General features: G+C 73.4%; 17 protein-coding genes. 3 read left to right on the top strand and 14 right to left on the bottom strand.

Features of this window, described 5'->3' with window-relative positions; translation table 11 throughout:
* Positions 1 to 40: 40 nt before the first annotated feature.
* The 11 genes from ACFWN3_RS15840 to rpmE all read right to left on the bottom strand — a co-directional run bounded on the left by ACFWN3_RS15840 (position 41) and on the right by rpmE (position 9012).
* Complete coding sequence (locus tag ACFWN3_RS15840; protein ID WP_377641200.1) at positions 41 to 853, bottom strand: F0F1 ATP synthase subunit delta; 813 nt, start codon at positions 851 to 853, stop codon at positions 41 to 43.
* The gene (locus tag ACFWN3_RS15835) at positions 853 to 1437 is read right to left on the bottom strand and encodes a F0F1 ATP synthase subunit B (protein ID WP_377641198.1); all 585 of its coding nucleotides are present in this window, start codon (positions 1435 to 1437) and stop codon (positions 853 to 855) included. Before ACFWN3_RS15835 ends, ACFWN3_RS15840 begins: the two co-directional genes overlap by 1 nt.
* A gap of 51 nt (positions 1438 to 1488) precedes the next feature.
* Positions 1489 to 1698 carry an ATP synthase F0 subunit C gene (atpE, locus tag ACFWN3_RS15830; RefSeq protein WP_377641196.1) on the bottom strand — a complete coding sequence of 70 codons (210 nt, stop codon included), beginning with the start codon at positions 1696 to 1698 and terminating at the stop codon, positions 1489 to 1491.
* Positions 1699 to 1781: 83 nt separating this feature from the next.
* Positions 1782 to 2612, bottom strand: coding sequence for a F0F1 ATP synthase subunit A (gene atpB / locus ACFWN3_RS15825; RefSeq protein ID WP_377641194.1), 831 nt, complete (start codon positions 2610 to 2612; stop codon positions 1782 to 1784).
* 115 nt (positions 2613 to 2727) lie between these two features.
* Positions 2728 to 3180: a hypothetical protein gene (locus ACFWN3_RS15820; protein WP_377641192.1), complete on the bottom strand. Its 453-nt coding sequence runs from the start codon at positions 3178 to 3180 to the stop codon at positions 2728 to 2730.
* Between the two features lie 94 nt (positions 3181 to 3274).
* Positions 3275 to 4693, bottom strand: coding sequence for a sugar transferase (locus ACFWN3_RS15815; RefSeq protein ID WP_377641190.1), 1419 nt, complete (start codon positions 4691 to 4693; stop codon positions 3275 to 3277).
* A complete protein-coding gene (gene glyA, locus ACFWN3_RS15810) occupies positions 4677 to 5969 on the bottom strand; it encodes a serine hydroxymethyltransferase (RefSeq protein ID WP_377641188.1) in 1293 nt (430 codons plus the stop codon). The genes ACFWN3_RS15815 and glyA overlap by 17 nt, the downstream gene beginning before the upstream one ends.
* Positions 5962 to 6702 carry an L-threonylcarbamoyladenylate synthase gene (locus ACFWN3_RS15805; protein WP_377641186.1) on the bottom strand — a complete coding sequence of 247 codons (741 nt, stop codon included), beginning with the start codon at positions 6700 to 6702 and terminating at the stop codon, positions 5962 to 5964. The genes glyA and ACFWN3_RS15805 overlap by 8 nt, the downstream gene beginning before the upstream one ends.
* A 43-nt stretch (positions 6703 to 6745) precedes the next feature.
* Complete coding sequence (gene prmC / locus ACFWN3_RS15800) at positions 6746 to 7618, bottom strand: peptide chain release factor N(5)-glutamine methyltransferase (RefSeq protein ID WP_377641184.1); 873 nt, start codon at positions 7616 to 7618, stop codon at positions 6746 to 6748.
* Complete coding sequence (gene prfA / locus ACFWN3_RS15795; protein ID WP_377641182.1) at positions 7615 to 8691, bottom strand: peptide chain release factor 1; 1077 nt, start codon at positions 8689 to 8691, stop codon at positions 7615 to 7617. The genes prmC and prfA overlap by 4 nt, the downstream gene beginning before the upstream one ends.
* A 105-nt stretch (positions 8692 to 8796) precedes the next feature.
* On the bottom strand, positions 8797 to 9012 hold the full coding sequence (gene rpmE / locus ACFWN3_RS15790) for a 50S ribosomal protein L31 (RefSeq protein ID WP_377641180.1): 216 nt from the start codon (positions 9010 to 9012) through the stop codon (positions 8797 to 8799).
* 275 nt (positions 9013 to 9287) lie between these two features.
* Between rpmE and ACFWN3_RS15785 the strand changes: the two genes are divergently transcribed.
* Genes ACFWN3_RS15785 through ACFWN3_RS15775 form a run of 3 tightly spaced genes read left to right on the top strand, consistent with a single transcriptional unit; the run spans position 9288 to position 11972 of the window.
* Positions 9288 to 10550 carry a PQQ-binding-like beta-propeller repeat protein gene (locus tag ACFWN3_RS15785; RefSeq protein WP_377641178.1) on the top strand — a complete coding sequence of 421 codons (1263 nt, stop codon included), beginning with the start codon at positions 9288 to 9290 and terminating at the stop codon, positions 10548 to 10550.
* A gap of 54 nt (positions 10551 to 10604) precedes the next feature.
* A complete protein-coding gene (locus tag ACFWN3_RS15780) occupies positions 10605 to 11459 on the top strand; it encodes an LLM class flavin-dependent oxidoreductase (protein WP_377641176.1) in 855 nt (284 codons plus the stop codon).
* 9 nt (positions 11460 to 11468) lie between these two features.
* Positions 11469 to 11972 (top strand): GNAT family N-acetyltransferase, encoded by a 504-nt coding sequence (locus ACFWN3_RS15775; RefSeq protein WP_377641174.1) that lies wholly within the window; start codon positions 11469 to 11471, stop codon positions 11970 to 11972.
* Positions 11973 to 12031: 59 nt separating this feature from the next.
* Here the strand turns inward: ACFWN3_RS15775 and rho are convergent, their stop codons facing one another.
* The 3 genes from rho to thrC form a co-directional block, all read right to left on the bottom strand.
* Complete coding sequence (gene rho, locus ACFWN3_RS15770) at positions 12032 to 13957, bottom strand: transcription termination factor Rho (RefSeq protein WP_377641172.1); 1926 nt, start codon at positions 13955 to 13957, stop codon at positions 12032 to 12034.
* Positions 13958 to 14207: 250 nt separating this feature from the next.
* Complete coding sequence (locus ACFWN3_RS15765) at positions 14208 to 15161, bottom strand: homoserine kinase (protein ID WP_377641170.1); 954 nt, start codon at positions 15159 to 15161, stop codon at positions 14208 to 14210.
* Position 15162: 1 nt separating this feature from the next.
* A complete protein-coding gene (gene thrC, locus ACFWN3_RS15760; protein WP_377641168.1) occupies positions 15163 to 16266 on the bottom strand; it encodes a threonine synthase in 1104 nt (367 codons plus the stop codon).

Below are 16266 nucleotides of genomic sequence, written 5' to 3'. Positions count from 1 at the left end.
GGTGGGTGGTGCGGCTGTTCAGTTCGTGGTGCGGTGCGGCTCAGCCGCCGGCGACGTGCCGGCCGGCTTCGTCGAGGCGGCGCAGGACGGTGCCGTCGACGACCTCGTCGTCGACCTGCACCCGGATGCCGCCCATGACGGTGGGGTCGAGGACGACCTGGAGGGTCACGGCCTTGTCGTAGTGCGACTCCAGCGCCGAGCGCAGCCGCGCGGACTGCTGCTCGGAGAGCGGCGTCGCCACGGTGACGAGCGCGGTGAGCTCGTCGCGGCGCGAGGACGCGAGCCGGAGGTAGGCCTCCATGACCCGGTCGAAGCGGCGCCCGCGCGGGGCCCGCACGGCCTGCTCGGCCAGGCGCACGGTCTCGGGTGCGGCCTTGCCCTCGAGCAGCCCGTGGACGAGGGTCACCTTGCCGTCGGCGTCGGTGTTGCGGCCCGAGAGCGTGTCGCGCAGACCGGGGTCCCCGGCGACGATCCGCTCGAAGCGGAAGAGCTCGTCCTCGACGCGGTCGATGCGACCCTCGCGCTCGGCCGACGCGAGGAGCGTCTGCACGGCGAGGCTCTCGAGGGTGTCCCCGAGGTCGCGCTCGGCGGCCCAGCGCTGACCGGCGACCTCGGCGACGAGGCCGGCGGTGGTCTCGCCGACCTTTCCGCCGAAGAGCGACCGGGCCAGGCCCTGCTTGTCGGCCGCGTCACGCGACGGGTCGGCGAGGGCGCGGCGCAGCGAGGCGCTGCCGTCGACGACGGCCGACACCGCGAACAGCTCCTCGGCCAGGGTGAGCCCGGTGCCCTTGGCCAGGGCGGCGTCGAAGGCGGACTGGACCGCCCTGGACGCACCGCGTGACGAGCCGCGCATCAGGCGCCCTGCCCCGCGGGGGTGACCTTCTCGGGCTTGACGTCCCCGGCCTCGAGCTCGGCGAGGAAGCGGTCGACGATGCCGTTCTGGCGCACCTCGTCCTCGAGGGACTCGCCGACGATCTTGCCGGCCAGGGCCGTGGACAGCGCCCCGACCTCCTGGCGCAGCTGGACGACCGCCTGCTGGCGCTCGGCCTCGACCTGGCGCTTGGCCGCCTCGGTGATGCGGGCAGCCTCGGCCTGGGCCTGGCTGCGCATCTCCGCGACGATCGAGGCGCCCTGCTCGCGGGCGGACTCGCGCAGCGCGTTGGCCTCGGTGCGGGCCTCGGCGAGCTGCGCGTTGTACTTCTCCAGCGCGGCCCGGGCCTCGGCCTGGGCCTCCTCGGCCTGCTGCATCCCGCCCTCGATGGCGGCGGCACGCTCCTCGTACATCGCCTCCATCCGCGGGACGACCTTCGTGGAGAAGATCCAGTACAGGACGCCGAACGCGATGGCGCCGATGATGAGCTCGGCCGGGTGCGGCAGGAGCGGGAGCTGCTCGGGCCAGCCCACTCCCTCGGAGGCCGGAACGGATGCGAGAACCACGTCGCTTCCTTATCTGTCGGTCGTGCTTGGGTGTGCGGTCTGCGCGGGACGTCAGCCGGAGAAGACGAAGACGAAGACGAGACCGAGGATCGCGAGCGCCTCGGTGAGCGCCATGCCGGTGAAGGCGATGGTCTGGAGCATGCCGCGGGCCTCGGGCTGGCGAGCCACCCCGTTGATGTACGCGGCGAAGATCAGACCGACACCGATACCGGGGCCGATGGCGGCGAGGCCGTAGCCGAGGTAGGTGATGTCACCAGTCATTGCGTTTCCTTTCGGAGGCGCCGGGGCTTGTCCCGGCGTCGGTGTGCTGATTCAGGAGGGTCGTGCAACCGGACGGGCCGGGGTCAGTGGTGCTCGCTCACCGCGTCGCTGATGTACAGCGCCGCGAGGAGGGTGAAGATGAACGCCTGGAGGAACTGGACCAGGAGCTCGAAGAAGGTCATCACGACGCCGAAGCCCATGCCGAGGACGCCCGACGCCTGGATGCCGATGTTGCTGCCGTGCAGGAGCAGGTACTCGCCGCCGAGGATGAAGACGAGGAGCATGAGGTGACCGGCGAGCATGTTGCCGAACAGTCGCAGGGCGAGCGTCAGCGGCCGGATGAAGAAGTAGGTGAGGAACTCGAGGACGAACATGATCGGCCGCAGCCACAGCGGCAGGCCCGGGGGGACGAGCGACTTGAGGTAGCCGACGACGCCGTGCTTCCGGCGGATCCCGACGGTGTGGTAGACGACGTAGACCACGAGCGTCAGGACGATGGGGAACGCGATGCGGCTCATCGAGGGGAACTGGACGAGCGGGAAGATCCCCATGACGTTGTTGAACAGGATCATCGTGAACAGCGTCAGCAGCAGCGGCACGAACGGGCGGAAGTCCTTGGCCCCGATGATGTCGCGCGCGATGGTGTTGCGGACGAACCCGTAGGCCTGCTCGGCCACCCACTGGCGCTTGGTCGGGACGACGCTGAGCCTGCCGGCCACGGTCATGAAGAACAGCCCGATGATGACGACCGAGGCCATGACGACGAACGCGGGACGCGTGAAGGTCCAGTTGCTCGTGTCGCTGCCGATGAGCGGCCACCAGAAGTCCTCGACACCGGGAGCCTGGAAGCCCTCTCCGTCGGCGGCGGCGACGCCGGTCTGAAGCCAGTGTGCGGGAACCACGCTCGGGCTCACAGCCTCTCCTCGGGGGTTTCACAGGCGCGCGCGACGGCAGCCCGTGTGAACGGGACGTACGCTACCCGACCCTCACGGGTCGGTGCGACGGCGGGTTGGACGGGCGCTGACCTGCTCACGGGGTGCCCTCGTCGTCGGCCGGGGGGTCGTAGACGGGCACCCGCGCCCTGCGCAGGGCGACCATCGCGAAGACCTGCCACACGATCGTCACGACGAGCGCGACGACGCCGAGTGCCGGGCCGTCGACCCAGCTCGCGTCCTTGAACGCGATGATGACGAGCAGGAGCGCGATGACCTGTCCGAGGTAGACCGTCATCGCCACCGCGAAGAAGGCCTGGGGGTTCGCGGTGCGCACGAGCCGGCTCAGCAGGAACATGCCGGAGGCGAAGAAGCCGAGCGAGACGAACAGCCCGATGAGGGCGCCCGCGAGGGCGTCTCCCCCGCGGACCGCCAGGAGGACGGCGACCGTGACGAGACCGGCGGCGGCCGAGGGCAGCAGCGCCCCGCGCAGCATCGCGGCGAACGGCGCACCGGCGTGCGGTGCGGTGCTCGGCGAGCGGTCGGTCATCGGCGATCGGCCTCTTCGGGGAGTCGTGGTCTGACAGGCGTCCTCGGTGCTTGTGAAAGTTATCACAAGCGTCCGGACGGGCTCAACCGGGGGCTCAGACCCGCCGCGCGAGGATGACGTAGATGGTGCGCGCGATGATCTCCAGGTCGAGTACCGGCGACCAGTTGACGAGGTACTGGAGGTCGTAGCCGAGCTTGTACTCGGCGTCGGTGTGGTACCTGCCGTGGATCTGCGCCAGCCCGGTGAGGCCCGGGGGGACCTCGTGCCGCCGGGTGTACCCCGCGATCTCCTTCTCGAAGCCCGCGGTCAGCTCGGGACGCTCCGGGCGGGGCCCGACGATCGACATCCGGCCGGTGACGATGTGCAGGATCTGCGGCAGCTCGTCGGCGCGGGTGGCCCGCAGCCACCGGCAGGCGGGGATGACCCGGGGGTCGCCCTGGGTCGAGAGCTGGGCCCCGCCGTCGGCCTCGGCGTCGACGCGCATCGTGCGGAACTTGAGCATCTCGAACGTCTCGCCCCCCACCCCGACCCGGGTCTGGCGGTAGAGCAGCGGGCGCCCCGCGACGACGAGCTGGTGGAGGGCGACGCCGCCGAGGAGGAGGACCCACACGGGCGCGGTGAGGACGAGGAGGAAGAGGTCGAGGAGTCGCTTGAAGTGGCGCTGCGAGCTCGGCATCGTCTGGGGCAGGAGGAGCACGAACGGCAGGCCCGCCACCTCGCGGAGGCGGTCGAGGCCGTAGAGCGTCTCGCGGCCGGTGACCCGCAGGAGGATCGTCGTGCCCATCCGGTCGAGGCGGCCGATGGTGCGCGGGTACCACTCCTCGAGCCAGGCGCCGGTCATCAGCAGGACGTCGGTCGCGCCGTGCTCGCGGGCGGCGTCGACGACCGACATCGCGTCGTCGACCTCGCCGACGACGACGAAGTCGGCCCGGTCGACGAGCTCGAGGTGGCGCCGGGCGAGCTCGAGGTCGGCCTGCTCCCCCGCGACGATGACGTGCGGCGGTCCCTCGCGGCGGGTCCGCAGGGCGTGGACGATGCCCCGGTTGAGGGCGACGGCGACGGCCGCGAGGACGATGACGGCCACGAGGTTGACGATCGGGAAGGGCAGGGCCCGGCCGAGCAGCGACCCCCGCTGCTGCGCGAAGCCGGTGAGCGCGAGGTTGAGCAGGGCGACGAAGCTGCCGGCCGCGAGCGACAGGCGGGCCGCGTGCGCGAGCACGGGCGCCCCGCCGAGCCGGGGCTCCCGCTCGTAGAGCCCGCCGAAGTAGAAGGCGACGACGAAGATCAGCGTCGAGATCCCGAAGGAGAACGCGTACGCCGTGAGGGAGTACGTCGGCCACGGGGGGTCGCCGAAGCGGTAGACCATCGTCGCGACGGTCAGGGTGAGGACCGCGAGCGCGTCGAGGAGCATGACGAGGCGGAAGCCGCGTCGGTTCAGCCGTCCGAGCAGGGGACGGCGACGCGTGTGGCTCGGCTCGCCCACGGGTCCCCCGCCGTCAGCCCTGCGGGGCACCCGGGCGGGGATAGGCCGGGAAGCGGCCGACCAGGTCGGTGACCTGCCCGCGGACCTCGCGGGACACGGGGTGCTCGGGGTCGGCGTCGCCGTCGACGACGGCCCGGGCGATGAGCGAGGCGATGGTGCGCATCTCGTCCTCCCCCATGCCCTGGGTCGTGACGCACGGCGTGCCGACCCGGATGCCGGAGGCGATGTTCGGCTTCTGGGGGTCGAACGGGATCGCGTTCTTGTTCAGCGTGATCCCGGCCGCGTCGGCGCGGGCCTCGGCGTCGGCACCGGTGACCATGACCGGCTGGAGGTCGTGGAGCGACAGGTGCGTGTCGGTGCCGCCGGTGGTGGGACGGATCCCCTTCTCGCCGAGGGACTCGGCGAGGACCTTGGCGTTGGCGACGACCTGCCGGGTGTACGCGGCGTACTCGGGGGTCGCGCACTCCTTGAAGTTCACGGCCTTCGCGGCGATCGTGTGCATCTGCGGGCCGCCCTGCATCATCGGGAAGACCGCGCGGTCGATGGCCGAGGCGTGCTCGGCACGACAGACGATGGCGCCCGAGCGCGGTCCGCGCAGCACCTTGTGGGTCGTGAAGGACACGACGTCGGCGTGCGGCACCGGGCTCGGGATCGCGCCGCCGGCGACGAGGCCGATGAAGTGCGCGGCGTCGACCCAGAAGATCGCGCCCACCTCGTCGGCGATGGCCCGGAAGCGCGCGAAGTCGATGAGGCGCGGGATCGCGGAGCCGCCGGCGAGGATCACCTTGGGGCGGTGCTCCTTGGCCAGGCGCTCGACCTCGTCGTAGTCGATGTCCTCGGTGTCCTTGTCGACGCCGTAGTGGACGGCGTCGAACCACTTGCCGGAGAACGACATCTTCGTCCCGTGCGTGAGGTGCCCGCCGTGGGGCAGGCTCATCGCCAGGATCGTCTCGCCGGGCTTGAGGAACGCGCCGTAGACCGCCTGGTTGGCGCTCGCCCCCGAGTGCGCCTGGACGTTCGCGTGGTCGGCGGCGAAGAGCGCCGTGCACCGCTCGATGGCCAGCGTCTCGGCCTTGTCGACCTCCGAGCACCCGCCGTAGTAGCGGCGCCCGGGGTAGCCCTCGGCGTACTTGTTCGACAGCGTCGAGCCGAGCGCCGTGAGGACCTCGGGGCTCGAGAAGTTCTCGCTCGCGATGAGCTGGAGGCCACCGCGCAGGCGGTCGAGCTCGCTCACCAGCACGCCGGCGATGTCGGGGTCGAAGGCCTCGAGGGCGCCGAAGTCGGAACCGTAGAAGGTGTCAGTCATCGCTGGTCTCTCGGTGATCGGTGGACGGGGACTCGTCGGGCACGTCCGTCTCCGGAGGCGCGGCGGGCTCGGCGCCCGCCAACTCTAGGGCGTTGCCGCGGGCGCGCTCCACGACGTCCATCACGTCGGCCTCCGAGATCGCCCCCACCCGCAGGAACACCGGCTCGTCGCGGGTGCAGTCGACGATGGTCGACGCGAGCCCGCCGGACACGGGACCGCCGTCGAGGTAGAACTCGACGCTCGCGCCGAGCTGGGTGGCGGCCTCGACGACGGTGCGCGACGCGGGGTGGCCGGTGCGGTTGGCCGAGCTGACGGCCATCGGGCCGACCTCGCGCAGCAGCGCGAGCGCCACGGGGTCGTCGGGCATCCGCAGCGCCACGGTGCCGCCGGTGTCGCCGAGGTCCCACATCAGGCTCGGCTGAGCCTTGACGACGACGGTGAGGGCGCCGGGCCAGAACGCCTCGACGAGGGCGCGGGCCCAGTCGGGGACGTCGGTCGCGAGGCCGTCGATGGTGCGGGTGTCGGGCACGAGGACGGGGGGCGGCATGTCGCTCCCGCGGCCCTTCGCGGCGAGCAGCGCGTGCACGGCCTCCGGGGAGAAGGCGTCGGCGCCGATGCCGTAGAGGGTGTCGGTGGGGAGGACGACGAGCTTGCCCTCGCGGACCCCGGACGCGACCTTCGGGATGGCGTCGGCCCGCCCGTGCTCGGTCGTGCAGTCGAAGACGGGGCTCATGGGACCCAGCCTAGGGTTCCGGGTCGGTGGGCGGTCGGAGGGCTCACCGGCGCCGGGCGACCGTGGCGCGGGGGCGCCCCGAGAGATCCCGGTGGTCGACGACCTCCGCCCAGGCGCCGGTGGCCCGCAGCCCCCGCGGCAGCGACTCCCCCTGGCTGTCGGCGTGCTCCATGACGAGGACCCCGCCGGGGCGCAGGAGCACCGCGGCCCGGGCGGCCACCGCGAGCGGGACGGCCAGGCCGTCGGCGGAGCGCCCGTACAGGGCGACCTCGGGGTCGTGGTCGCGGACCTCGGGGTCGAGCGGGACGGCGCCGTCGGGGATGTACGGCGGGTTGCTCACGACGACGTCGACCGTCCCCTCGAGGTCGTCGAAGGCGACGGTGGCGTCGCCGAGGCGGACGTCGACGTCGAGCCCGGTGCGCTCGCGGTTGGCGACGGCCCACCCGTGCGCGAGGTCGGACAGCTCGACGGCGTGGACCGCGGCGCCGGGCACCTCGTCCTTGAGGGCGAGCGCGATCGCCCCCGAGCCGGTGCACAGGTCGACGACGAGGGGGGCGTCGCCGACCGCCCGTGCGGCCTCGATGGCCAGACCGGCCACGACCTCGGTCTCGGGACGCGGCACGAAGACGCCGGGCCCGACCGCGAGGGTGAGCCGGCGGAAGTGCGCCCGCCCGGTGAGGTGCTGGAGCGGGACGCGGCCGAGCCGCTCCTCGACGAGGTCACCGTAGGTGTCGAGGAAGCCGGCGTCGGCGGGGTCGCGCAGGACCATCCGGCGGCGGACGTCGTCGGTGTCGGTGCCGAGGGCGAAGGCGGCGAGCTCGACGGCGTCGACGTCGGGCGAGGCGATGCCCTCGTCGGCGAACGAGCGCCGGGCGCGGGAGACCGCGTCGTGCAGCGTGGCCGGCGCGGTCCTCATCGCTCGGAGATCGCGGCGAGGCGGGCGGCCTCGTCGGCGTCGACGGCCGACTGGATGATCGGGTCGAGGTCGCCGTCGAGGACGGTGTCGAGGTTGTAGGCCTTGAACCCGGTGCGGTGGTCGCTGATCCGGTTCTCGGGGTAGTTGTACGTGCGGATCCGCTCGCTGCGGTCGACGGTGCGGACCTGGCTGTTGCGGACCGTGGCGTCGGCGGCGTGCCGCTCGTCCATCGCGAGCTGGTGGAGGCGGGCGCGCAGCACGCGCAGCGCCGCCTCGCGGTTCTGCAGCTGGCTCTTCTCGTTCTGGCACGACACGACGAGGCCGGTCGGCAGGTGGGTGATCCGCACGGCGGAGTCGGTGGTGTTGACGCTCTGGCCGCCCGGGCCGCTCGAGCGGAAGACGTCGATGCGCAGGTCGTTGGGGTCGATCGTCACCTCGACCTCCTCGGCCTCGGGCATGACCCACACGCCGGCGGCGCTCGTGTGGATGCGGCCCTGGCTCTCGGTGACGGGCACGCGCTGGACGCGGTGCACCCCGCCCTCGAACTTCAGCCGGGCCCACGGCGCCTCGCCGGGCAGCGCCGCCCTGCGCGACTTCACGGCGACGCGGACGTCCTTGTACCCGCCGAGGTCGGACTCGGTGGCGTCGAGGACCTCGGTGCGCCAGCCGCGGCGCTCGGCGTGCCGCAGGTACATCCGCAGCAGGTCGCCGGCGAACAGGGCCGACTCCTCGCCGCCCTCCCCCGCCTTGACCTCGAGGATGACGTCCCGGTCGTCGTCGGGGTCGCGCGGGACCATGAGGCGCAGGAGCCGGTCGGCGGCCGCGGCGAGGGTGGCCTCGAGGGCCGGGACCTCCTCGGCGAACGCGGCGTCCTCGCGGGCGAGCTCGCGGGCGGCCTCGAGGTCGTCGCGGGCCCGGGTCCACGCGTGGTGCGCGGCGACGGTCGGGCCGAGGGCGGCGTAGCGCTTGGCGACCTCGCGGCTGCGGTCGGGGTCGGACGCGACCGCGGGGTCGGCCATCTGCCGCTCGAGGGCCGCGTGCTCGTCGACGAGCGCCTGGGCGGACTCCAGCACGGCGGCCTCCGGTGGTCGGTCTGAGGGTGTCGTCAGGTGCGACGGGGGTGGAAACGCGACGCGCCGGTCCACCTCACGAGGAGGCGGACCGGCGCGTCGGGGGTGCTACTTGGCGGCCTTCTTGCCGTAGCGGGCCTCGAACCGGGCCACGCGGCCGCCGGTGTCGAGGATCTTCTGCTTGCCCGTGTAGAACGGGTGGCAGTTGCTGCAGACGTCGGCGTGGATGAGGCCGTTCTTCGCAGTGCTGCGGGTGGTGAACGTGTTGCCACAGGTACAGGTGACCGTGGTCTCGACGTAGTCGGGGTGGATGTCCTTCTTCACGAGTGTCTCCTTGGATCTCTCCGGGTCGGCGGGCTCAGCACGGTGCATCTCACCCTTGGCGCCCCGACTGCGACCCTCGTGGGGAGGTCGCTCAGGAAACGCGTCACTGCCGTGAACCGGTCCAGCGTTCAAGTGTGCCAGAGGTGGCACACCGTCACCTAAACGGCGGCGACCCCCTCGGCATTCCTCACGGACCGGTCACGATCCGGGGACGGGACGGTTGCGATCGGCGCGACGTCGTCGCACGTCAGGCACCTCGCCCCGAGGATGACGCCATGCTCTCGCACCGGCGCGCGGCACGCGCGCTCTCCCTCGCCGTGGTGGCCCTCGTCGCCGGGTGCTCGACGACACCATCGGCGTGCGACGAGTCGGCGTGCGGCTCGCTGGGCGGGGTGGTCACCGCCGTCGCGGACGACGGGAGCACCACGTGGCGCACCACCGTGCGCGACTCGGGTGCTCGCGTGTTCCAGCAGGGCGGCACCGTGGTCGTCGACGGCTGCCGCGCCACGACGGTCCTCGACGCCGCGACGGGTCGGGTCCTCCTCGACACCGATGCCGTCCAGGACCCCGGCGCCGTCGTCGACGGCCTCGTCGTGGGGGCCTTCCGCGACGAGAACGGTCCGGTCCTCGTCGGCCGCCCGCTCGACGGCACGACCGGCGGCTTCCGCTGGTCGCGCACGAGCGACTCGAGGAGCCAGGCGCCCTCCCCCGTCGTCACCGTGGGCACGGGATTCGCCGTCGCCTGGGGCGACTCGGTGGACGTGGTCCCGCGGCCCTCCGAACGCGGCACGGCCTCGGGCTCCCCGGTCCAGCTTCCGGCGGAGGTCCTCGGACCGCTGGCCGTCGTCGGGGACGACGTCGTCCTGGCGGCGACGCCGGACGGGTCCGTGTACGGGGTGGTGGACGGAGCGCTGGGCTGGCGGGTGGTCCCCGAGGGGGTGGCCCGCCGGTTCGACACCGCCTTCACCCCCGCGCCCGGCGGCGTCCTCGTCTCGTGGTCGGCCACGGGCGTCGCGGAGACCGCGTTCGTCGAGGCCACGGGAGACGTGCGGTGGCGGGCGCCCGGCGCCGTCCCCCAGGACGAGGTGCTGACGCCCGGAGCACCGGTCGTCGGGCTGGTCTCGGCGAGCGGCCTCGCGGGCCACGACGTCACGACCGGCATGCGGCGCTGGACGGCTGCGACCCCGACGGACCGCTCGTCGGTGGCGGCCACCCGGGGGGTGGTCGCGACGACCGAGTCGGACGAGCAGGGTGCGGTCGTCGTGGGCCGGGACCCCGTGGCCGGGACCGAGCTGTGGCGACGACCCGGTCGGGTGACCGGGGCGTCCGGCGTGGCGGCGGTCCTCGTGCAGGGCGGACCGGACCGGGACGACGAGCAGCGGGTGTCGGCCCTCGACCCCGCCAGCGGCGACGTCCTGTGGGAGCTCGCCGTGGGGGAGGGCGACGCCTCGGGCGTCGTCGTCCCGGCGACGGCGACCACGGCGGGGGTGACGGTCGTCGTCGACGTCCCCGAGCGGCCGATGGTCATGTGCGAGTGACCGCACGCCGCTGATCGGGCCTGCTGTCGGCCCGGCTGGGTACCGTGGCTCGGCATGAGGTTCGGAGCCGTCATCCCGTACGCCACCGAGCGCGAGTTCACCGAGCTCGCCGCCGTCGCAGAGGAGTCGGGGTGGGACCAGGTCTTCTCGTGGGAGGCCGTGTGGGGGCAGGACGCGTGGGTCACCCTCGGCGCCGCCGCGATGGCCACCGAGCGGATCCGGCTCGGCACCCTCCTCACCCCGGCGGCCCGTCACCGGCCGTGGGACCTCGCCTCGAAGGTCGCCTCCGTCGACCGGCTGTCGAACGGGCGGGTCACCCTCGGGGTCGGCCTCGGGGCGCTGCACGGCAACTGGTTGGCCTTCGAGGCCGACGAGGGCCGAGCCACCCGCGCGAGGAAGCTCGACGAGTGCCTCGCGGTCTACGCCGGGCTGATGGGTGGCCAGCCGTTCTCCTTCGAGGGCGAGCACTTCAGCGCCACTCCCGTCACCGAGCTCGTCCCCCCACCCCCGGTCCAGACGCCGCACCCACCCGTGTGGTGCGTCGGGATGCTCGTCCAGGGCCGGGAGCGGCAGCGCTCCCTCGAGCGCGCGGCGCGCTGGAACGGCGTCTTCCCCGCCATCGCCGGCGGCAGCCTGGAGGACCCCGGCTCGCGGCTCACCCACGACGGCCTGCGCGAGGTCGTCGACCGGATCGGGACGATGCGGGCCGACGCCGGGCTCCCGATGGACGGCTACGACGTCGTCGTCGAGGGCGACAGCCACGGCTCGTTCGGCCAGACCCGGCCTCCGGTGCAGGCCTGGGCCGACGCCGGCGCGACGTGGTGGGTCGAGTCGTGGTGGGACCTGCCCGACTCCGCGGAGGGCCGCGCCGAGACCCGCCGCCGCCTCGCCCTCGGCCCGCAGCGCTGAGGACCCACGGTGGGTGACGCGGCTGCCCCGTCGGCCCACGTGCGCGAGGCCACCGCCGACGACGCGGCCGCGCTCGTCGTCCTGCGCGTCGTCATGTTCGAGGCCATGGGCGTCCCACCCGAGCGGCTCGCCGACGACGTGTGGCGCCACGCGGCCCACGACTGGTTCGTCCGGAGCACCGGGCGCGACGGGGTCCGCACCACCGTCGCGGAGGTCGGCGGCGAGGTCGTCGCGGCCGCGGTCGGCGAGGTCACCGCGCTCATCCCCGGGCCCGGCGCCCCGAACGGCGCCGTGGGACTCATCTCGAACGTCGCGACGCTGCCGGCCCACCGCGGCCGTGGCCTCGCGGCCGCCGTCACCGACGACCTCATGGCCTGGTTCCTCGAGCACACCGACGTCACCCGCGTCGACCTCTTCGCGACGCCGCGCGGCGCCCGGATCTACGAGCCCCGCGGGTTCGTGGCGCGCTCGTTCCCCGCGATGTCGCGTCCCGTGCCGCGCGACCCGGCCTGAGAGCGCGACACGCCGCCCCGCTGGTGCGGGACGGCGTGCCGGGTGCTCGCGGGACGAGGTCAGTCGTCCTCGTCCTCGAGCTTGATCGTCGCGGTCTGCTGGACCTGGCTGAGGAACTCGTAGTTCGTCTTCGTCTTGCGGAGGCGGTCGAGGAGCAGCTCGATGCCCTGCTGGGAGTCCAGCGCCGCGAGGACGCGACGCAGCTTCCACATGATCCGCAGCTCCTCGGGGGCGAGGAGGATCTCCTCCTTGCGGGTGCCCGAGTTGTTGACGTCGACCGCGGGGAAGATGCGGCGGTTCGCGAGCTGCCGGTCGAGCTTGAGCTCCATGTTGCCGGTGCCCTTGAACTCCTCGAAGATCACCTCGTCCATCCGCGAGCCGGTCTCGACGAGCGCCGTCGCGAGGATGGTGAGCGACCCACCGTTCTCGATGTTGCGCGCGGCGCCGAAGAACTTCTTCGGCGGGTACAGCGCGGCCGAGTCGACGCCACCGGAGAGGATGCGTCCGCTCGCGGGGGCCGACAGGTTGTAGGCGCGACCGAGCTTGGTGATCGAGTCGAGCAGCACGACGACGTCGTGGCCCATCTCGACGAGGCGCTTGGCGCGCTCGATGGCGAGCTCCGCGACCGTCGTGTGGTCCTCGGCGGGCCGGTCGAAGGTCGAGGAGATGACCTCGCCCTTGACGGCGCGCTGCATGTCGGTGACCTCCTCGGGACGCTCGTCGACGAGGACGACCATGAGGTGGCACTCGGGGTTGTTCGTCGTGATCGCGTTGGCCAGCGCCTGCATCACCATCGTCTTGCCGGCCTTCGCCGGGGCGACGATGAGGCCGCGCTGGCCCTTGCCGATGGGGGCGACGAGGTCGATGATCCGCGTCGTCAGCAGGTGCTGCTCGGTCTCCAGGCGCAGGCGGTCCTGCGGGTAGAGCGGCGTCAGCTTGCCGAATTCGGGACGGCGGCGCGCCTCGTCGGGCGACTGGCCGTTGATGGTGTCGAGCTGCGCCAGCGGGGTGAACTTGGCGCGGCTGTTGCGCCCGCCCACGGCCTGCTGCTGCGGCTCCTCGCCCTCACGGGTGGCCTTGATCGAACCGGTGACGGCGTCGCCCTTGCGCAGGCCGTGGCGCTTGACCATGGCGAGCGGGACGTAGATGTCGCTGCTGCCCGGCAGGTACCCGGTCGTGCGCACGAAGGCGTAGTTGTCGAGGATGTCGAGGATGCCGGCCACGGGCACGAGGACGTCGTCCTCGAAGATCTGCGGCGCGACGTCGTCCTGCTGGGTGGTGACGCCGTCCTGCGGGCGGCGCTTGTCGCGGTTGCGGCCCCGGTTGCGGCGGCGCCGACCGCCGCGGCCGTCCTCGTCGTCGGCGGCCGCGGTCGCGGCGGCCGTGGCGTTCTGGGACTGCTGGCCCTGGCCGGCGGCCTGCTGGCCGTTGGTACCGCGGGTGCCCGTGGCCTGGCCGCCCCGGTCCTGACGGTCCCCGCGGTCCTGGCGCTCGGTGCGGTCACTGCGGTCGGTGCGCTCCTGGCGGTCGGCGCCGCCCTCGCGCTGCTCGCCGCGGTCCTGCTGGCGCTCGCGGGCGTCGGAGCGGTCGGTGCGCTCCTGGCGCTCGCTCCGGTCCTGGCGGTCGGTGCGCTCCTGGCGGTCGGAGCGCTCCTGGCGGTCGGCGCGCGCCTGGCGCTCGCCGCGGTCGTCGGCGCGCTCCTCGCGGGCCGGCTGCTCCTCGCGCGTCGTGCCCTCGGCACGCTCGGCACGGGCGGTGTCGGGCTCACGGCGGCGGGGCTCGCCGGCGCTGGCCGGGCCGCTCTCGCCGTTCTGGCGGGCCTTGATGGCGGCGACGAGGTCGCCCTTGCGCATCTTGCCGGTCCCGCTGATGCCCATGCTCGAGGCAAGCCCCTGGAGCTCGGCCAACCGCATGGCGGTCAGTGCTCCGGAACGGCGCGGGCTCGAGCCCGAGGCCGTTGCCTCGAGGGTGGTGGTGTCTGTCACGAAGGATCCTTCCCCTCGCTCGTGGATGGCCTCATTACGGCCGATCATGTGGGAGTCCACGCCGGACATGCAGGCACCGGTCGAAATCAACGGGGCTGGCCCTGGTCGTGGGGGGCGACTCGCGGCAGGCAACGGGACTGACCCCGGCATCGACTGCGGTCGCAAGCACGAGGATAGCACCGGGGGCCGACGCCGGACGCGGATCGGTCCACCGCGGGGTGTCGCCGGTCCGGCTCGATCCAGGCGCCGGTCAGGCGCCGGAGAGCACCCGGACCGTCGCGCCGTGCTCGGGGATGCCCGGGGTGACGACGCGCCAGCCCGCACCGGCGTGACCGGCGACGTCGGCGGCCCGGTCGCCCACCGCGAGGACGAGGACGGACGGCCCGGCTCCTGACACGACGGCGGCGTGGCCGTCGGCGCGCAGGGCGTCGACGAGCGCCATCGACGCGGCGTACGACGGCCGGCGCGCCTCCTGGTGCAGCCACTCGCGGGTCGCGGCGAGGAGGTGCTCGGGAGCGCGCGCGAGGGCGTGGGCGAGGAGGGCGGCGCGGCCGGCGTTCGCGGCGGCGTCGGAGAGGCGGACCTGCTGGGGCAGCACCGAACGGGCCTTCGCGGTGGAGAGCTGGGCGTCGGGGGCGAGGACGACGGGCACGACGTCGGGGTGGACCTCGAGGCGCACCGTCGTCGTGCTCGCGAGGTCGTCGTCGGACCACGAGAGGGTCACCCCGCCGAAGACGCTCGCCGAGGAGTTGTCGGGGTGCCCCTCGAGCCGCGCGGCCAGGGTGTTGGTGAACGCGAGGTCGACGCCGTCGCCGGCAGCCCCCCGCGAGACCTCATGGAGCGCCTGGGCCGCGACCACCCCCGTGACGATCGCCGTCGCCGACGAGCCCATCCCCCGGCCGTGCGGCACGGCGTTGGTGCAGTCGAGGCGCAGGCCGGCGGGCGGCGGCACGCCGAGCTCGCCCCACGCGACCTGCATGGCGCGGTGGACGAGGTGCGAGGCGTCCAGCGGGACGACGCCCTCGCCCTCCCCCGACACGACGACGACGAGCCCCGGCTCCTCGGTGACCGTCGCGCGGCAGGTGTCCCACACGCCGAGGGCGCAGCCGACGGAGTCGAACCCCGGGCCGAGGTTGGCGCTGCTCGCGGGGACCCGCACCTCGACCGAGGCACCGGGGCGCAGGCGCGGGGCGTCCTCGGCCACGTCAGCCCTCGAGGCCGAGGGCGCTCGCGACGCTGAACGCGTCGACGGGCACCCGGACCGGCTGGACCTCTGCCCCGTCGGCGGTGCGCAGCGCCCACTGCGGGTCCTTGAGCCCGTGACCGGTGACCGTGCAGACGACGGTCGAGTCGGCGGGGACCCGCCCGGCGCGCGACATCTTCAGCAGGCCCGCGATCGACGCCGCCGAGCCGGGCTCGACGAAGACGCCCTCGGTGGAGGACAGGAGGCGGTGCGCCTCGAGGATCTCGTCGTCGGTGACGGAGTCGATGAGCCCTCCCGACTCGTCCCGGGCCTCCTCGGCCTGCCGCCACGACGCCGGGTTGCCGATCCGGATGGCCGTGGCGATCGTCTCGGGCTCGTCGACGGGGTGGCCGAGGACGATCGGCGCGGCGCCGGCGGCCTGGAAGCCCCACATCTGCGGGCGACGGGTGGCGACGGGTGCGAGCACCTCGCCCCCGAGGCCGGCGGTGGGCTGCGCGTACTCGGTGTAGCCGCGCCAGTAGGCCGTGATGTTGCCGGCGTTGCCGACGGGCAGGACGTGGATGTCGGGGGCGTCGCCGAGGGCGTCGACGACCTCGAAGGCGCCGGTCTTCTGCCCCTCGATGCGCGCCGGGTTCACCGAGTTGACGAGCTCGACGGGGTAGGCCTCGGCGAGCTTGCGCGCCACGGTGAGGCAGTCGTCGAAGTTCCCCTCGACCTGGATGAGCGTGGCCCCGTGGGCCACCGCCTGGCTCAGCTTGCCCATCGCGATCTTGCCGTCGGGGACGAGGACGGCGCAGGTCATCCCGGCCTTCGTGGCGTACGCCGCGGCGCTGGCGCTCGTGTTGCCGGTGCTCGCGCAGATGACGGCCCGCGCACCGTTGCGCTTCGCGACCGAGATGGCGGTCGTCATCCCGCGGTCCTTGAAGGACGCCGTGGGGTTCATCCCCTCGACCTTGACGAGGACGTTGGCACCGGTCGTCTCGGATAGGCCCTCGCACGCGACGAGCGGGGTGCCGCCCTCGTGCAGGGTGACGACCGGGGCGCCCTCGAGCATCGGCAGGCGGGCGGCGTACTCGCGGATGACCCCGCGCCACTGGTGCGCCAC

The sequence above is a fragment of the Oryzobacter terrae genome, from assembly GCF_042756445.1.
Classification (GTDB): Bacteria; Actinomycetota; Actinomycetes; order Actinomycetales; family Dermatophilaceae; genus Oryzobacter; species Oryzobacter terrae.
This window is presented reverse-complemented; position numbering and strand designations above follow the sequence as displayed.